At 37.9% G+C, this 18,259-nt stretch carries 17 protein-coding genes; all 17 read left to right on the forward strand.

Annotated elements, in window-relative coordinates:
* Window positions 1-372: 372 nt before the first annotated feature.
* The 17 genes from AC1ECB_RS28140 (at window position 373) to AC1ECB_RS28220 (ending at window position 18,250) form a co-directional block, all read left to right on the forward strand.
* Window positions 373-1,083, forward strand: a complete 711-nt coding sequence (locus tag AC1ECB_RS28140; RefSeq protein ID WP_485666834.1) for a LytR/AlgR family response regulator transcription factor — start codon at window positions 373-375, stop codon at window positions 1,081-1,083.
* 163 nt (window positions 1,084-1,246) lie between these two features.
* Complete coding sequence (locus AC1ECB_RS28145; RefSeq protein ID WP_485666835.1) at window positions 1,247-1,879, forward strand: polysaccharide biosynthesis/export family protein; 633 nt, start codon at window positions 1,247-1,249, stop codon at window positions 1,877-1,879.
* 44 nt (window positions 1,880-1,923) lie between these two features.
* A complete protein-coding gene (locus tag AC1ECB_RS28150; protein ID WP_485666836.1) occupies window positions 1,924-3,363 on the forward strand; it encodes a GumC family protein in 1,440 nt (479 codons plus the stop codon).
* Between the two features lie 32 nt (window positions 3,364-3,395).
* Window positions 3,396-4,088: a CpsD/CapB family tyrosine-protein kinase gene (locus AC1ECB_RS28155; protein ID WP_485666837.1), complete on the forward strand. Its 693-nt coding sequence runs from the start codon at window positions 3,396-3,398 to the stop codon at window positions 4,086-4,088.
* Between the two features lie 20 nt (window positions 4,089-4,108).
* Complete coding sequence (locus AC1ECB_RS28160) at window positions 4,109-6,025, forward strand: polysaccharide biosynthesis protein (protein ID WP_485666838.1); 1,917 nt, start codon at window positions 4,109-4,111, stop codon at window positions 6,023-6,025.
* Between the two features lie 57 nt (window positions 6,026-6,082).
* A complete protein-coding gene (locus AC1ECB_RS28165) occupies window positions 6,083-7,303 on the forward strand; it encodes a nucleotidyltransferase domain-containing protein (protein WP_485666839.1) in 1,221 nt (406 codons plus the stop codon).
* Window positions 7,300-8,307 carry a hypothetical protein gene (locus AC1ECB_RS28170; RefSeq protein ID WP_485666840.1) on the forward strand — a complete coding sequence of 336 codons (1,008 nt, stop codon included), beginning with the start codon at window positions 7,300-7,302 and terminating at the stop codon, window positions 8,305-8,307. Before AC1ECB_RS28165 ends, AC1ECB_RS28170 begins: the two co-directional genes overlap by 4 nt.
* 57 nt (window positions 8,308-8,364) lie before the next feature.
* Window positions 8,365-9,423, forward strand: a complete 1,059-nt coding sequence (locus AC1ECB_RS28175; RefSeq protein WP_485666841.1) for a polysaccharide biosynthesis protein — start codon at window positions 8,365-8,367, stop codon at window positions 9,421-9,423.
* A complete protein-coding gene (locus AC1ECB_RS28180; protein WP_485666842.1) occupies window positions 9,420-10,529 on the forward strand; it encodes a capsular polysaccharide biosynthesis protein CapF in 1,110 nt (369 codons plus the stop codon). The genes AC1ECB_RS28175 and AC1ECB_RS28180 overlap by 4 nt, the downstream gene beginning before the upstream one ends.
* Before the next feature lie 4 nt (window positions 10,530-10,533).
* Window positions 10,534-11,655, forward strand: a complete 1,122-nt coding sequence (gene wecB / locus AC1ECB_RS28185; protein ID WP_485666843.1) for a non-hydrolyzing UDP-N-acetylglucosamine 2-epimerase — start codon at window positions 10,534-10,536, stop codon at window positions 11,653-11,655.
* 104 nt (window positions 11,656-11,759) lie between these two features.
* Window positions 11,760-12,848 carry a DegT/DnrJ/EryC1/StrS family aminotransferase gene (locus AC1ECB_RS28190; RefSeq protein WP_485666844.1) on the forward strand — a complete coding sequence of 363 codons (1,089 nt, stop codon included), beginning with the start codon at window positions 11,760-11,762 and terminating at the stop codon, window positions 12,846-12,848.
* A complete protein-coding gene (locus AC1ECB_RS28195) occupies window positions 12,830-13,486 on the forward strand; it encodes a sugar transferase (protein WP_485666845.1) in 657 nt (218 codons plus the stop codon). The genes AC1ECB_RS28190 and AC1ECB_RS28195 overlap by 19 nt, the downstream gene beginning before the upstream one ends.
* The gene (locus tag AC1ECB_RS28200) at window positions 13,458-14,441 is read left to right on the forward strand and encodes an ATP-grasp domain-containing protein (RefSeq protein WP_485666846.1); all 984 of its coding nucleotides are present in this window, start codon (window positions 13,458-13,460) and stop codon (window positions 14,439-14,441) included. The genes AC1ECB_RS28195 and AC1ECB_RS28200 overlap by 29 nt, the downstream gene beginning before the upstream one ends.
* Window positions 14,438-15,634 carry a glycosyltransferase family 4 protein gene (locus tag AC1ECB_RS28205; RefSeq protein WP_485666847.1) on the forward strand — a complete coding sequence of 399 codons (1,197 nt, stop codon included), beginning with the start codon at window positions 14,438-14,440 and terminating at the stop codon, window positions 15,632-15,634. The genes AC1ECB_RS28200 and AC1ECB_RS28205 overlap by 4 nt, the downstream gene beginning before the upstream one ends.
* Window positions 15,635-15,693: 59 nt before the next feature.
* Entirely contained in the window at window positions 15,694-16,248 is a 555-nt protein-coding gene (locus AC1ECB_RS28210; RefSeq protein ID WP_485666848.1) for an acyltransferase, read from the forward strand.
* A 65-nt stretch (window positions 16,249-16,313) separates the two neighbouring features.
* Window positions 16,314-17,381: a glycosyltransferase family 4 protein gene (locus AC1ECB_RS28215; protein WP_485666849.1), complete on the forward strand. Its 1,068-nt coding sequence runs from the start codon at window positions 16,314-16,316 to the stop codon at window positions 17,379-17,381.
* On the forward strand, window positions 17,381-18,250 hold the full coding sequence (locus AC1ECB_RS28220; protein WP_485666850.1) for an ATP-grasp fold amidoligase family protein: 870 nt from the start codon (window positions 17,381-17,383) through the stop codon (window positions 18,248-18,250). Before AC1ECB_RS28215 ends, AC1ECB_RS28220 begins: the two co-directional genes overlap by 1 nt.
* Window positions 18,251-18,259: the final 9 nt, after the last annotated feature.

The raw sequence follows: 18,259 nt of genomic DNA on the forward strand, positions 1-18,259 counted from the left end.
TTTTGTAAAATGATCAATTGTGCGGATAATTGCATCTTAATTCTTGAAATTCAAAAAAACCGACAATTACCCTGTGGTTTTATTAAAGATGTACCTAGTCGTATAGGCTATATGTCCTATACATTATAAATTGACATTATTGTTGTGAGATTAGTTAAAGGAGTGTCGAAAACGGGAGTAATAAAGTTGTTGAAAATAATTGTATTACTATTTAGAATGGGCATTAGTGACTTATTTACAGTTATTACCAAAAATAAATATACTATATTCCTCTGTGAGGCAAGCACATGATGTGGGCCTTTAGTCCTGATAGTTTCGGCGGTAAGGCTTGGAACATATAAAAAATAACTGCTGTATGAGGAGGCCAAAAAAATGGTCAAAGTCGTATTGGTTGATGATGAACGTTATTTTTTAGAAAAATTGGCAAGTGAGTTGGGTTTTGGAGTGAAAGTAGCAGGTAATTTTTTTAACATGTTTGATGCGGTAGAAAAAATTAAAAAAATGAAGATAACAGGCATGTTTTTTGATGATCGATTTCCTGCAAAAGAATTGCTAAAAGAGTCCGGTGTAAGATTAAATCGTGTTTCTGATACTGAAATTCTCCTTGTAATGGCACATGACCAATCTGCTTTAAAATCGTTTAAAATTGATGAAGTAAATGAAGAGGTAATACAAAAGCAAATAGCCCTAAAAAAGTCTGACCGGATATCCTTATGGGAAGGTGAAAGAATTGTCCTAGTAGATATTGCAAAAATTGCTTGCTGCTTTTTACAAAAAGGGAATCGCAAAGTTACGGTTGTGGCTGAGAACAAAACGTATCAAAGCAATTATACGTTAAATGCCTTTTTGAATAAAATAGGGGAAAACAGATTGATTCGTTGTCACCGAAGTTTTGCTATCAATCCCGACTATTTATCAGAGATGGTTCCAGGAGAAAACAATACTATGGTTGCTAAGGTCACTGGTTATAATGGTGAAATTCCAGTCAGTAGACAATATAGTCCTATTCTTAGGACTATTGCCGGACTACACACTAGGGCTGACTGTAAAAAGAATATATTGCTTCCATTAACCTTTGAGTAGATATAACAGGATTGTATATGAAATCAACTTATGGCCGTATAAATGCAACTCACGACAAATTGCTTGCATGAAAAAACTGTAAAACTATAATAAAGGCTGTATAAATACATATTTCCGGAAAATATAGAGGTCAGACTTGGGACCAAGCTATGGAGGTTAAGTAATGAGAAAGACAGTGAGTATTGTCCTAGCTCTTCTCATGATGTTGGGTGTAGCCAATATTGTCTGTGCCGAGGATTATCTCCTAGGGCCAGGAGATGTATTGGCCATCAGCGTACTGGATTTTGACGAGCTGCAAGTCAAAGATCTGATTATTAAGAATGACGGCAAAATTGCATTTCCCTTAGTCGGTGAGGTACGGGCCAGTGGAATTTCCACCAGTCAGTTGGCAAATATTATCACTGCCGGAATCAGCCACTATGCGAGGGAGCCGAAGGTTACAGTTAATGTAATAAAATTCCGTACCACGCGCATTTATGTATTGGGTGAGGTAGCAAGACCAGGGATATATGAGTTGGAAAAGCAGCACTCATTGCTTGATGCGATCGGAGCAGCTGGTGGTTATACCAAGGATGCTTTAAAAAAGAAGGTTTACATCATTCGCAAGGAAAGCAAGAACAAACCTTTGGAGATTAGCCTTGTTAAATTGCTAAGACAAGGTGATATGTCACAGAACTATGCTTTAAACGATGGTGATGCGGTATATCTTGCACCTAATGGGCGAGTGGACATTGGCAGAGATATACTGCCCTTTATCAATATTGGCTACCAGTTTGCGGAGTTGAACGATGATTAGTATTCAATACAGATGTTTGAGGAGACCATACGGAGGAATTTGGCATGATTCAGAGGACATTTAACCTGCAAGATTGTGTAAGGATTGCAAATAAAAGGTATCGACTGATCTTATTAATTAGCCTGATAACAGTGATTACTGTATTGTTGGTTAGCTTTATTACTCCCCCTACTTATGAAGCGGTAACCAGTTTGAGGGTTAAAGTGCCTAGAGGACTAGCGACCTCACTACTGTCAGATATGGCGGGTGGGTTACCACTTGATACCAAACAAAACCTGGCCAATTATGCAGAAATGATCAAGAGTCGCACTGTTGTGCAGGAAGTAATTAATAAGGTTTATGCGGACGCGGACTATCTTCCGCGGTATGAGCAACTGGTCGCAAGCATAAACATTCAACCTTCAAAAACGGCAGATATATTGTACTTACGGGTTCAAGCAAGGTCTCCGGAGGAAGCTCAGTTTGTTGCGAATACACTCAGTGAAACACTTATTTCCTTATTGACTGCGGAGCAAGGAGCCGTACGGGAGTTTATTGGTCAGCGACTGAAAGAGTCCAAACTGGAATTGGAGAAATGCGAAGGGGCTCTGGAAGAATATAAACGTACGCAAAAGATGATTGCCCCTGATGTCCAGTCCAAAGCAATGCTGGATAAAGTGATAGGTATTGATAAACTCAAGTCTGAAAATATTGTGAATTTAATGTCCGCTCAGGCAAAACTGAGCAGTATTGAACAGCAGTTGGCAGGGGAAAAGCCTGGTTTTATTGCCGATAACCTCCTTATCCAACAGTACAAGTCAAAATTGGCTGATTTAGAAGTGGAATTGGTAAGTTCATTGCCTAAGTATTCGGACAGCAATCCTAAGGTAATTTCTCTTAGAGCGGCAATTGATGAAGTCAAAGCGAAACTAAATGCCGAAGCGGCCCTAGTTGTTAACGCCGATGCTGCCTCTGGCAATGCAATCCACCAGAATCTGCTGCAGGGAAAAATTACGGCCGAGGCGGAAGTAGCCGCAACAATGGCGCAAAAAGCGGCAATCGAAAATATAATAGCTTCTAGTGAAAAAGAGATGTCAGCGCTTCCTGCAAAAGAACAGGGGATAAGCCGTCTAATGCGGGAGGCCCTGGTTGCTCAAGAAATATATATTATGCTCGATAAGCGGTATGAAGAGGCCCGAATTAATGAAGTAATGCGGCCTTCAGACGTCCAAGTGCTTGATGTTGCAGTTGTACCCGAATCACCAATTAAACCCCGAACAGTACTAAATGCAGTAATTGGGGCAATACTCGGATTATTTATCGGCATAGTTCTGTCACTTATAGTAGAGTACAAAAATTGGACGATTCGTAATGACGAAGAGGCTAAACAACTTCTGAATTTACCGGTAATGGGAATTGTACCAGATTTGGATAAAATCACATTTGGCAAAAAGGAGCCATTTTGGAATAGAATCCACGCTCTATTTAACCAGAGAAGATCATAAAGAAAAAAATGTGAATTAGGATGTGAGGTCACATGAAGAAGAGTCAAGAAAATCCAGTCAGTGGTGTGAATCAAACAACTATAATATCGGAAGTATTTCGAACTATAAGGACAAATCTTTTATATTCCAAGGTCTATAGAAACGTGAAAAGTATACTATTTACAAGCGCAGAACCAGAAGAGGGAAAATCATTGATTATTAGGAATACAGCTGTTGCCTTAGCACAGACCGGCAAAAAAGTAATTATTTTAGATTGTGATTTGCGTAAGCCTACGCAGCACACACTTTTTAGGAAGCGCAATAAGGGGTTAACAAGCTTTCTATATCAGGGATGCTCCCTTGCAGATATAGTACAGGACACAGATATTCCTAACCTCCGTTTGGTTACCAGCGGACCAACGCCACGTAATCCCGCCGAACTTCTTGATTCTGGTAAGTTAACGGAAGTAATAGCCGCACTTAAGTGTCAGGCCGATTATGTACTGGTTGATAGCCCGCCGGTACTACCAGTTACCGATGCCTGCATTCTTGGTTCAAAAGTTGACGGTGTTTTATTAGTAGTGGGAATCGGCAGAGTTAAGCCTGAGATGGCTCAAAGAGCTAAGGAACAGCTGGAAGAGGCTAATGGTAGTATATTGGGCCTAATTATTAATCGCTCAGAAACATATACCGGACAGCGTGCTTATTATCACTATTATGAGGAATTTGCTAAAACTGCAAATTAATTCATGTGGGAGATGTTCAAATGCGACGCAAGTTATTTTTAGGAATTTTGTTATTACTTGACATAGTTATAGTTAGCGTTACACCGCTATTGGCGCTGGTGATACGTTTTGAGGACATGGCTGTTATTGAACCCTATTTGCAAATCCTGTTTTCTGTTTTACCTATATTTATTGTGATTCGTATTATTGCCTTCTATGGGTTTGGCTTATATCACCGTTTGTGGCGTTATGCCAGTATTAATGAATTGGTAGCAATAAGTGCAGCAGTGACAGTGAGTTCGATCATCATTACGACGTATACAGCGTTCGTTGGTCCGGACATACCCAGAAGCATTCATTTGATAAGTTGGTTCTCAACCATTATTCTTGTTGGCTTATCTCGATTATGTCTGCGTATTATATCTCATTGGCGTCGCAAAAAGGGTGAAATAGACACTTCTAATTTACTAATCGTCGGTGCTGGCGACGCAGGGGCAATGATTGCCAGGGAAATAAAGCAACGTTATTACGACAGTAAACAGATCGTTGGCTTTATTGACGATGATCCGTATAAACGCAATCAAATGATATATGGGGTCAAAATTCTCGCCGGACGGTCAGCAATACGACAAATAGTGAAGAAATATCAAGTGGACGAAATCATCATTGCGATGCCTTCCGCCGGTGGCAGTGTTGTGCGGGATATTTTGAACGAATGCAAGCATACTGATTGCACAGTTAAAACGCTTCCTGGTATATATGAGATGATAGACGGCAAGGTTACCATTCAGCAACTTCGTGATATAGATTTAGAGGACTTGTTAAAGCGACAGCCAGTCCGACTTAATTTGAATGAAATTGCCGGCTATATTTCCGGAAAACGCGTTCTTGTAACTGGTGCGGGGGGGTCTATTGGTTCAGAGTTATGTCGCCAGATTGCAAAATTATCGCCAGCTAGACTGTGCCTGCTAGGAAAAGGCGAAAATAGTATTTACGAGATCAACAGAGAACTACGAATAAAGTTTCCAAATATAGATGTAAGGCCAATTATTGCGGACGTACGTGACGGTGAAAGAATTGATGAGATTTTTAACGCGAATACACCACAAGTAGTTTTTCACGCCGCTGCTCACAAACACGTACCACTGATGGAGTTTCAGCCTAAAGAAGCCGTGCGTAATAATATTTTTGGCACTAAAGTAATCGCTGAAGCAGCAGATCGATTTAGAGCAGAAGTCTTTGTCATGGTTTCAACAGATAAGGCGGTAAATCCGACCAGTGTAATGGGAGCTACTAAAAGGGTGGCTGAGCTCGTCATTCAAAGCATCAATAAAACTAGCGATACAAAGTTTGTGGCAGTTCGATTTGGCAATGTCTTAGGAAGTCGGGGTAGTGTAATACCTTTATTTAAAAAGCAGATAGCTGCAGGTGGGCCAATAACGGTTACGCATCCTGATATGAAACGCTATTTCATGACCATTCCCGAAGCTGTACAGCTAATACTACAAGCTGGGTCAATTGCCAAGGGCGGCGAGGTTTTTGTACTAGATATGGGTAAACCTGTTAAAATTGTCGATTTAGCTCACGACCTAATAGAACTTTCCGGGCTTATACCCTATGAGGATATAAAAATTGAATATACAGGAATAAGGCCTGGCGAAAAGCTGTTTGAAGAGTTGCTTACTGCGGAAGAAGGCACTGGTGCAACCAAACATGAAAAAATCTTTGTTGCGAACATAAGAACAGTTGGTGAGAAGCAGTTCCATCTGAGGATCACCGCTTTAACAAAGGCAATTCATGATGAAGATGTAGTTAGTATTATCAAGAAGATCGTTCCAACGTATTTGGTTGGAAGTTCACCCAACCCTCAGCCAGTCAATAATCAAACAACTGAAAATAAGACTCAAAACAGTGGGTATGCTGGAGGCTATCAGACAGCAACAGGATTAATGCACTGAATCGAATGGTAATGGTTTAACGGATGTTGGCGGTATGGTACAAAGGGGGAGAAGCTATTGCACTCTAATTCGAGTAAAATTCATAACGAGCTATCGCCAGAGCTTAGATTGGTATTACTGTGTTCCAATCTAAAAAGTAAGGATACAGACCAGGACACCATAGATAAGCTGATTGCCAGTGGGATTAATTGGCCTGTTTTTACCCAGTTGGTTTCGCACCATAGGGTGTATCCTTTGCTATATCGCTACTTGCGTACGTTAGCACATCCTGCAGTACCTAATGAAGTAGTATCTGCTCTGCGAGAATTGAATCAGGATAATGCGCGAAAAACTTTGCAGATGATAACAGAATTCATGAGAATACTGCGAGCATTGGAACAAAACGGGATTCGCGCGATTGTCATTAAAGGATTTCCCCTTGCGCAGCAGCTATATGGGGATATAACACTAAGGACATCAAGAGATTTAGATATTCTGGTACGTCCAGAAGATATTGACGAAGCCAGAAAAATAATTGAAAAGCACGGCTATATCTGGAACCATCCATTAGCTAAAACAACATCTGTACGGTTAAAAAGATGGATGGAAGTCAATAAGAATGTTGAGTACTGGCACCCTAAACTTAACGTATGTATAGAAATTCACTGGCGATTAGATTGCCGGGGCATGGATTTGCCGTTGAATATACTTGAAAGTAATCTAATTTCAATGAAGATGTTTGGTCAGTCTATAAATACGCTTGGCAAAGAAGAATTGTTATTATATCTAGTAATACATGGTGCTGTCCACGCGTGGTTTCGCATAAAGTGGTTGCTGGATATCGACATTGTGATCAAAAAAGGAGAATTTTCCTGGGAAAAGGTATATCTACTTGCTAATAATATGGGTATGATGAAGGCCCTTAATCAAGCACTCTTTTTGCTGCGAGGGTTATTAGAAACGCCTTTACCTGAGGCTGTTACCGATTTGGTAGAAGAAGATGCCAAAGCTCAAAATTTAGCAATTATGGCACTGCGGTCTATAACAGATAATCATTTCAATACTACTAACTCCCTTAAAGAAAAAGCAAGTATAATTTATCGGCAAAAAAAATATGAATTTAGCTTAAATTATGGATGGCGGAGACAATTATCTTGTATTGCTAGGTATTTCTTACCGACGAATGAAGATTTAGAATTGATTCCATTATCAGGGCGTTTATATTTCTTCTATTATATTTTATCGCCATTTACTTGGTTTTATAGAAATGTTATGAGAATTGTATCGCGAGGTTTATGATGACAGAGCAAAATAGTGACAATAGCAGCATACCTAGTTATAGTTATTTGGCTTTCGGCTTGAGAATTGAATCCCAAATTATGCTGCCAGAGTTGTCGAGAGTAATAGGAGAGACTGCCGATGTTAGGATCAAATATGGTGATGTACCTAACAAGATTAAATATTCTATAGAAGAAACGTATTACTACCAGGCTGGCAGCGATGAATTTTTATTTCAGGTAGACGGAGTTGCTACATTCTATGTTACTAAAGGGGAACAAATCATAGTTAAGAAATGCGACTTAGCTAATTCCAAAATGGTGAACTTATATCTCTTAGGTACAGTTATGGGGGTATTGCTTATGCAACGCGGAACTTTACCCATCCACGGCAGCACAGTAGAAATCAATAGTTGCGGCGTTCTATTTACCGGTATATCTGGCGCAGGCAAGTCAACAATGGCGTCCGCCCTACATAAACGTGGATATTTATGGTTAGCAGACGACATTTCAGCGCTTACTTGTGATCAAGATGGAATGTTTCAGGTGCAGCCAGGATATCCCAGACAAAAACTTTGGCCGGATTCTGCATGTATGCTTGGTATTAATACAACTGCTTCTAGTCGAGTTGTTGAAGGCAGAGATAAATGTGCCGTGCCAGTGTATGAGCGCTTTAGCAGGCAGCCCTTACCCATTGCAGTAATTTACGAAATTGTGGTGCAGCCATGTAATGACATCTCTATATTCCCACTACGAGGGGCAGCCAAACTGGCCGCAATCATGGGTAATACTTATCGAGTCCAGTTTATAAATTGTTTAGGTAGAAAGTTTTCTCATTTTAAGCAGTGCGCCAATTTAGTTAGGCAAGTGCAGGTCTTTCGGTTGGCAAGGCCGGAAAACAAAGCGTTACTGGATAGGCAGATAGAGGTTTTTCTGAAGAATCATACTGACACCTATTCAAACGGTCTGAGAATAATTGAAAATCCAAATCCAATAATGAAACCGGAGGGCGGGATGCTTATATGAGAAAACTGGTAATTTCCAACCAGACTATCATTTCACGATTTAAAGAGGTGAATGTGGATGTTTAAAGGAAAAACGTTGTTGATCACCGGGGGTACAGGTTCCTTTGGCAATGCAGTGCTGAAACGTTTTTTAAGCACAGACATCAGTGAGATACGCATATTCTCTCGTGATGAGAAAAAGCAAGATGATATGCGAAAAATCTATATGAATAGGAAAATTAAATTTTACATAGGTGATGTCAGGGATCAGACCAGCGTAAGAAATGCAATACACGGTGTGGACTACATATTTCATGCAGCTGCATTAAAACAAGTTCCATCTTGTGAGTTCTTTCCTTTAGAAGCAGTGAAGACTAATGTTATGGGTACTGAGAATGTGCTTAACGCTGCTATTGCCACAGAAGTTAAAAAAGTGATCTGTCTCTCGACAGATAAGGCGGCGTACCCTATTAACGCCATGGGAATTTCTAAGGCTATGATGGAAAAAGTGTTTGTCGCCAAAGCCAAATCAATTTCCCCTGATAAAACGCTTATATGTGGAACTCGCTACGGGAATGTAATGGCTTCCCGTGGTTCAGTTATCCCCTTGTTCGTGGATCAGATAAAGAATGGGCAGCCGTTAACAGTAACGGATCCTAATATGACCAGATATTTAATGAACCTTGACGAGGCGGTTGAACTAGTAGTATTTGCCTTTGAGAACGCCAAGGCCGGAGATATTATGGTGCAAAAGGCACCTGCCTGCACGATTGGAAATCTCGCTCAGGCAATTAAGGAAATCTTCAATGCCGATAACGAAATCCGGATAATTGGGACACGACATGGTGAAAAGCTTTATGAAACTTTGCTTACGCGTGAAGAATATATCAACGCCATTGATATGGGTAACTTTTTTCGAGTCCAGGCAGATACCAGAGATTTAAACTATGACAAATACTTTATTGACGGAAGTGTGAGCCTTACCACAACAGAGGAATATAATTCTCACAATACGTATCAGCTCACTATAGAACAGATAAAAGAAAAACTGTTAGCATTGGACTATATAAGAGAAGAAGTAGCGGCCAGTTCTTGGGTTGGGCGCAGATATAAACATTTATTGAAGGTGAGAGCATGAAAATATTGGTCACAGGTGCTAACGGATTTATCGGTAAAAATATGATTACTGAACTTAAAAACCGGGGCTATTCAGAGATACTTGCGTATGATGTTGATTCTGGCTCAGATCTGCTTGATGAATATACGCGTGAGTGTGACTTTGTATATCATCTGGCCGGTGTTAACCGTCCACCAACATACAAGGAGTTTATGGAAGGCAACTACGGATTTACATCAATACTGCTGAGCAGTTTAGAAAAACATAACAGTAACCCCAAAATTCTTGTCACATCATCGATTCAGGCCGGTCAAGACAACGCATACGGCAAAAGTAAAAAGGCTGGAGAAGACTTGATATTCGCTTATGAAAAATTAATGGGGGCAAATGTATACGTTTATCGTCTCCCCAACGTATTTGGTAAGTGGTGCAGACCTAACTACAACAGCTCTGTAACGACCTTCTGCAATAATATTGCTAATGGTTTGCCAATACAGGTGAATGATCCTGATGTGGAGATGAATTTAGTCTATATAGATGATGTTATAAATGAATTTATCAACGCACTTGAGGGTAAAGCAAATAAAAAAGACAGTTACTGTTATGTAGAAACTGTCCACACCGTTAAACTTGGGAAAATAGTTAATTTAATAAATTCTTTCAAGGAAAGCAGAGCAACAAGAAGCATTCCGGATATGTCTGATGCCTTTGCCAAAAAGCTTTATAGTACATATTTAAGCTACTTACCTCAGCACGAATTCAGCTATCCGCTAAAGATGAACATAGATAACCGGGGTTCATTTACTGAGTTTATTAAAACAATTGACCGGGGGCAAGTATCAATCAATATTTCCAAGCCGGGAATCACTAAAGGCAACCACTGGCACCACACAAAAAATGAGAAGTTTTTAGTAGTTAGTGGTAAGGGGGTTATTAAGCTTAGAATGATAAACTCGGGTGATCTCATTGAATATCCTGTCAGTGGTGATAAATTAGAGGTTGTAGATATACCAACAGGCTACGCCCATAACATTACTAATACAGGTGACACGAATATGGTCACAGTGATGTGGGCCAACGAAGCATTTGAGCCAAGCAAGCCTGATACATATTGCTTAGAGGTGTAATCACATGCAACTTAAAGTAATGACGATAATTGGTACACGTCCTGAAATAATTAGGCTATCAGCTTGCATTAAAGCTTGTGACCGCTATTATAATCATATATTAGTGCATACCGGCCAGAATTGGGATTACACACTCAATCAAGTGTTTTTTGATGATTTAGGACTGCGTGCACCTGATTATTATTTGGATAGTGTAGGCAAAAACCTTGGAGAAACTATAGGCAATATTATTGCCAAATCTTATGAAGTTATACAAAAGGAAAAGCCGGACGCGCTACTTATCTTGGGTGATACAAATTCTGCTTTATCCGCGATTTCGGCTAAAAGACTTAAGGTGCCGATTTTCCATATGGAAGCAGGCAATCGATGCTTTGATCAGAATGTACCCGAGGAAATCAACCGAAAAATTGTGGATCATATTTCAGACATTAATCTGCCTTACACTGAACATTCGCGGCGATATCTATTGTCGGAGGGATTTAGAAAAGAGCATATTTTTGTCACTGGTTCGCCAATGCAGGAAGTACTGCAGGAGCAGATGGCAAAGATTGAAGCCAGCGATGTCCTACATAGGTTGGGGCTTGAAGCAGGTAAATACATTATAGTCTCAGCCCATCGCGAAGAAAACATAGATAATCAAACAAATTTTTTATCATTAATGACTGCAATTAACAATATTGCTGAACGTTATAACATGCCGGTTATATACTCAACTCATCCCCGAAGTAAGAAGTTTATCGAACAACGTAATTTTACCTTTCATCCTTTGGTTCAGAGCCTGCAGCCGTTCGGCTTTTTGGATTATAATAAACTGCAAAAAAAATCCTTTTGTGTCCTTTCTGATAGTGGTACACTCTCTGAGGAAAGCGCGATATTAGAATTTTCCGGAATCTTACTGAGGACGTCTACTGAGCGGCTAGAGGTACTGGATAAAGGGACAGTAGTAATTGGTGGAATTAGTAGTGAAGATATTGAGCAAGCCATTGAGTTAAGTACATTGATGCAGGAAAGTAGTCAACCGACAGTGTTACCATTGGACTATATTGATGCTAATGTGTCGGCAACGGTTGTAAAGATCATACAGAGCTACTCAAAAATTATCAATAAGGTTATATGGCAAAAGTAAAGTCTAAGATATATGGTGAGATGATTATTCGATCTAATCAAGGGAGTTGATATCTAATGGGGGAGAGAATTTATCTTTCAAGTCCGCACATGTGTGGCGAGGAAATGAAGTATATACAAAAAGCATTTGACACCAACTGGATTGCACCGCTGGGAGCTAACGTGGATGGGTTTGAAACAGAAATCTGCAATTATACAGGTGCGAAGTGTGCTGTTGCCCTATCGTCTGGTACTTCAGCAATACATCTTGCATTAAAATGGTTTGGAGTAGATATTGGGGATATTGTTTTTTGCTCAAGCCTTACCTTTGCTGGTACCTGCAATCCTATATTATACTGTGGAGCGAAGCCTGTATTTATTGATAGTGACTACGAAACATGGAATATGTCACCAAATGCACTTATGAGCGCCTATGAAAAATACTCGAACCCCAAAGCACTTATAGTTGTAAACCTCTACGGTCAATCGGCAGATTTTGATAAAATTGCTAAGATTGCTAAGAAATATAAAACTCCAATTATAGAAGATGCTGCTGAAAGTTTAGGCGCAACCTATAAAGGTAAAAAAACTGGTACACTAGGTGATATAGGTGTTTTCTCATTTAACGGCAACAAGATTATTACTACCTCGGGTGGCGGTGTCGCAGTTTCGGCCGACGAATTTGCAATAGAAAAAATTCGCTTTTGGGCGACACAAAGCCGTGATATTGCACCGTTCTATCAACATAGTGAGATTGGCTATAACTATCGAATGAGTAATATTGTTGCAGGTATTGGAAGAGGTCAGCTCACGGCATTGGAGGAACGTATCGCCAAGAAAAAATACATATATGAGTTTTACAAAAATGCGTTTGTAGATATACCGCAGATTGAAATTATGCCGATTAATGAATTTGGAACTCCCAACTACTGGCTAACTGTCATTACACTCAGTAATACAAGCAAAATAAAGCCTTTTGACATCATAAAAGCACTTGAAAACGGGGGTATAGAAGCGCGGGCAGTATGGAAACCCATGCACCTTCAGCCGGTGTTTAAAGACTGTAGTTTTTTTACAGAAACTCCTCTCATTCGACCATCAGTCTCAGAGGATATTTTTAATCGAGGTATATGCCTGCCAAGTGACACAAAAATGACAGATAAGGATTTGGAGCGAGTTGTGGGGGTAATAGGTCGATGTATCAAAGATACGTAAAACGTTTATTGGATATTATTCTATCTTTGCTATCTATAATTATGTTGTCACCAATATTACTAATAGTAGCAATACTTATCCGGGTTATACTTGACAGTCCAATAATATTTGCTCAAAAACGACCGGGACTACATGAAAGAATTTTTACTATATATAAGTTTCGAACTATGGGAGATATACGTGACGAAGAGGGTGAGTTGCTACCGGATGAAAAAAGGCTTATGAGATTTGGCCGATTCCTACGTAGTACGAGCCTTGATGAACTACCAGAGCTCTGGAACATATTAAAAGGAGACATGAGCCTAGTAGGCCCCAGACCATTATTAATTGAATATTTACCTTTTTATTCTGAAATAGAAAAGTGCAGACATACAGTAAGACCTGGTTTGACGGGTCTTGCCCAGATTAGTGGACGAAATTATTTAAACTGGAATGCAAGATTAATTAAAGATGTTGAATACGTAAATAATATTTCTTTTTTTAATGATGCTTGGATAATAATAAAAACTATTTTTAATGTTGTCAATAAAAAAAATATTGCTATAGCTACTAATGTCGTAGAAGGAAATTTTGCAAGGGAACGATGTAGGCACGAAATGAGGTTTTTAGATGAACATTCTAATACTAAGTGTAGGTAGTAGAAATAAAATTGTTCAATATTTTAAGCGGCAATTAAAAGAAGAGGGACTTGTTATAGCAACAGACTGTAGTGAGTTGGCTCCTGCTATTTATGATGCGGATAAGTATTATATAGTTTCAAGAATTGACAATACCAGCTATATAAAAGAAATTTTAAAAATATGCAAGGATAACAATATTAAAGCCGTTTTATCATTAATTGATCCGGAATTAAGTTTGATTTCTAGACATAAGGACGAATTTCTAAATTTAGGAACAATCCCAATAGTCTCAAGATATGAGCTTATAGAAATGTGTTTTGACAAATTTAAAATGTATGAGTTTCTTAAGCAAAATTGTTATAAAACGGCGAAAACTTACGTTGATAAAAGAATATTCTATAATGACGTAAATCTTGGCAATATAACGCTTCCGGCATTTGTAAAGCCCAGAAAAGGTAGTGCAAGTAAAAACATTTACAAAGTAAACTCAATACAAGAGATAGAAATTTTGTTTGACGCACATGATGATTTGATGATCCAAGAATTTTTGGATGGCACTGAATATGGAGTGGATGTATATATAGATATGATCTCTGCTGAGTTAATTTCGATTTTTACAAAAGAAAAAATTAGGATGCGTTCTGGTGAGACGGATAAGGCTGTCTCGGTAAAGGAGGACAGATTATTTATTTTAATCACAGATTTTGTAAAAAGAACCGGCTTTAGGGGAGTTTTAGATATTGACGTTTTTAGGGTTAATGATGAATTTTACATATCAGAAGTAAACCCTCGATTTGGCGGGGGGTATCCGCATGCATACGAATGCGGTGTCAATATTCCTGAGCAAATACTAAATAATATACGCGGAATTAAAAACACTCCATGTATAGGAGTGTTTGAAGAAAACATATATATGATGAAGTACAATGAAATCGTGATTGCAAAACAGCTCAATTTATCGAGGTCAAGATGAGAGATATTATTATTATAGATCACTTTAGTCAAACTCCAGATGAAAAAGGAAATAATCGTTTTATTTATCTGGCCGATATGATTAGAAACCACGGCGATAATGTTGAGATTATCACATCTAGTTTTTCACACAAAACAAAAAAAATGCGTGCTGTTGATGATGATGCGTATGCTGGTCGTTTTCATTATACAATGCTGTATGAGCCATCTTATTGCAAAAATATTGGCATTAGAAGGCTATATAGTCACTTTGTCTTTGGAAGAAACCTAAAGGAATACTTAAAATCTCGCGAAAAACCTGATGTAATACTGTGTGCAGTGCCATCTTTAGATGCGGCATTTGTAGCTACACAATATTGTAAAGAGAATGGTATTCCCTTTATAGCCGACATTCAGGATATATGGCCCGAAGCGTTTAAATTGGTATTAAACATGCCACTCATAAGTAATGCTATATTCTTACCATATACCCTAATGGCAAAATATATATATAAGAACTCAACGAAAATCGCAGCGGTTTCAAAAACATATTTGGACGTTGGCTTAAGTTATAATAAAGAATTGGATGATGGTGTAGTAGTTTATTTGGGTACGGATCTTTTGCAATTTGACGAGGCTGTAACAAAGAGTGCTATTAATAAACCTAGTAATGACTTTTGGGTAACCTACGTTGGTACATTAGGGCATAGTTACAACCTATTCATAGTAATAGATGCCTTAAATATACTAGTTCAAAAGGGTATTCACAATATAATATTCAAGGTGTTAGGTGATGGACCTTTAATGAGTAATTTTATGAGTTATGCACAAGGAAAGAACGTAAATTGCGATTTTATAGGCAGATTACATTACCGTGAGATGGTGGGGTATATTAGTAAATCTGATGTAGCAGTAAACCCAATTATTTCGGGTGCTTCTCAGAGTATCATAAACAAAGTTGGTGACTATGCGGCTGCCAGCTTACCGGTGGTATCAACACAAGAGTGTATTGAGTATAGGAAATTACTGGAAGATTATAACTGTGGGATTAACTGCTTACCAGATAATGCAGAAGATATTGCAAATGCCATACAAAAACTATACAACGATAAGAAGTTTCGAACGAATTTAGCGTGTAATTCAAGGCGGCTTGCTGAAGATAAATTCGATAGAAAAAAAACGTACCCTAGACTGCTTGAAATTATATATAGTTAGACAACGAAGTTGATGAAATCGAACCTACTTCAAGCCTAAAGCATGTTTGGGGGCATTAAATGGAAATATTATGTAAAATTTGTGCGGTTTTATTTCGAGTATTTAAGTTTATTTTTATTAGGCTTATATACATAAATCAGTTAGTTGCTCCTATCTTGATGACACATGTTTCATTAACAACACAAATTAGTCTTATTGGGGAACATAGTAAGGTAGTTTTAGGGAAGAATTTGGTTTCGAGAAAAAACCTAGAATTAAACTGTCGTAATGGAGTATTGACAATCGGGGAAAATGTATTTTTTAACTCAAATTGCATAGTTACTTGCCGTGATTCAATTACAATTGGAGATAATACTATTTTTGGACCTAACGTATGTGTTTTTGATCATGACCATGTCGTAAGTAATGAAAGTGGTTTAAGACATAATGATTACAATACTAAAGGTATTATAATAGGGAAAAATGTTTGGGTAGGTGCCGGTGTAATTATTCTTAAGGGGGCAGTAATAGGCGATAATTGTATAATTGCCGCAGGTAGCATTGTTACAAGGGAAGTGTCATGCTGTACATTGTTTATGCAGAAGAGAATATCCGAAATGAGGAAATTAAGATGAGTAGGGTAATAATGTTTTCTGATTGCTTTTATCCCTCAATGCGCAGAGGTGGAGCTACTATTAGTATGACCAATTTAGCTAAAGCATTGGGAAATAAGCTAGATCTAACTGTCGTATCAACCATATATGAACAAGGGTATAAAGAGAAATATACATCTGTTAGAGAAGGAGAAAATTTCCTTTTCAATTCGCATGTGTACTATCTAAACAAAGAGCAAAAACAATTCAAATTTGTCTTAAACTTAATAAAGCAAGTTTCACCTGATGTAATTTATGTGAGTAGTTTATTCTCAATAAAGTTTAGTTTGCCAGCACTCTGCTATAAAAAGTTTATAAATAGAGAAGTTAAAGTTGTGATTGCCCCCCGTGGTGAATTAATCACTAATAGATTAAATTATCATTGGTATAAGAAAATACCATTTGTTTATTATATAAAAGCCTTGAAGCTATATCAGAATGTTTTTTTTCATGCAACTGACAGCAGTGAAGCAACGGAGATACAAAAGAATTTACAAATAAATAAAAGCCAAATTGTGACAATACCTAATTTGTGTTTGGTAGATCGAATGACTGATACTCCATACAAAGAGAAGGGAAAGCTACGTCTCGTAACAATTTCAAGATTACATAAAATAAAAAATATAGATTTAGCGATTGAGTTATTGTACAAAGTGAGTGGCTCGGTGGAATTTGATATATACGGTAATATTGACGGAAATGAATATTGGAACTATTGCCAAAGGTTGATTGAAAAAGTTCCGGCAAATATAAAGGTTACATATAAAGGAATAATTGAGCATAGTAAAATTTCAGATGCCTTCAAGGACAATCATGTTTTTATATCGCCATCGATTTCTGAAAACTATGGACATTCTATTGTAGAAGCAATGGTACATTCACGTCCGGTGTTGATAAGTACTGGTACGCCATGGACAGATATTAATGGCAGTGGCGGTGGTTACGCAATATCACTTGAACGGCAAGATGCCTTTATGCAAGCGCTTAACGAATATATCAATATGGATAACGAAATTTATCAACTGGCGTGTAGACAAGCACATAGCTATATTATGGATAAACTCAATATTGAGGATAATATTAAAAAATATATTAATTTATTGAAGGCATATTGATGGTTTGGAAAATAAGAATTGCGTTAAAGCAAATATTTGTAAAGTTATTTGCTAATCAAACAAAACTTTTTAGTGATGAAACATATACAAAGATAATATATTTTATAATTTTTGGGTGTTGTCCAAACTATAAAAATCCAATAACTTTTAATGAACATATCGGAGCATTACGTCTGCGAGAATGCGAGTGGGATTATTGGAGATATACCGATAAATATGAAGTGAAAAAGTATGTTGCCGATGCGGTAGGCGAAAAATACTTGAACGAAACATACTGTGTTTTAGATGATCTTAACGATTTAAAGCTTGCTACCCTACCTAATGAATTTGTTTTGAAATGCAGCCACAGTTCGGGACACAATATGATCGTAAGAAATAAGTCGAAATGGAATCGCTGGAGAGCCAATAATCTCTTTTGTCAGTGGCTAAAAGTTAATTTCTATTATCCAGCCAGAGAAAAGAACTATTTTTGCATAAAACCTAAAATACTGTGTGATAAGTATATTAAAACCTTTTCTCCGCTCGCAGAATATAAGATTTTTTGCTTTAAAGGTAAGGCAAAGTTTATACAATACAATGTTGATGAAAACGGTAAACGAGGAAGTAATATCTATGATATCCATTGGAATAAAATCCCAATCATTTATGGATATAACTCAGATGTAGTTTATGAGCCTCCAAAATCTCTAGAGGAGGCTCTAGCTGTAGCGGAAAAGTTGGCGCAGCCTTTTGAATTTGTAAGAGTCGATTTATATAACGCGGATAATAATGTAATTTTTTCGGAATTAACTTTCCACTCCGGTGGAGGATTTATTCCCTTTAACCCCCAAAAATATAATTATATATTTGGAAAGTATTTTGAGGAGTAGGTTCATAGA

The organism is Sporomusa sp. 246TCP1, from assembly GCF_057319775.1.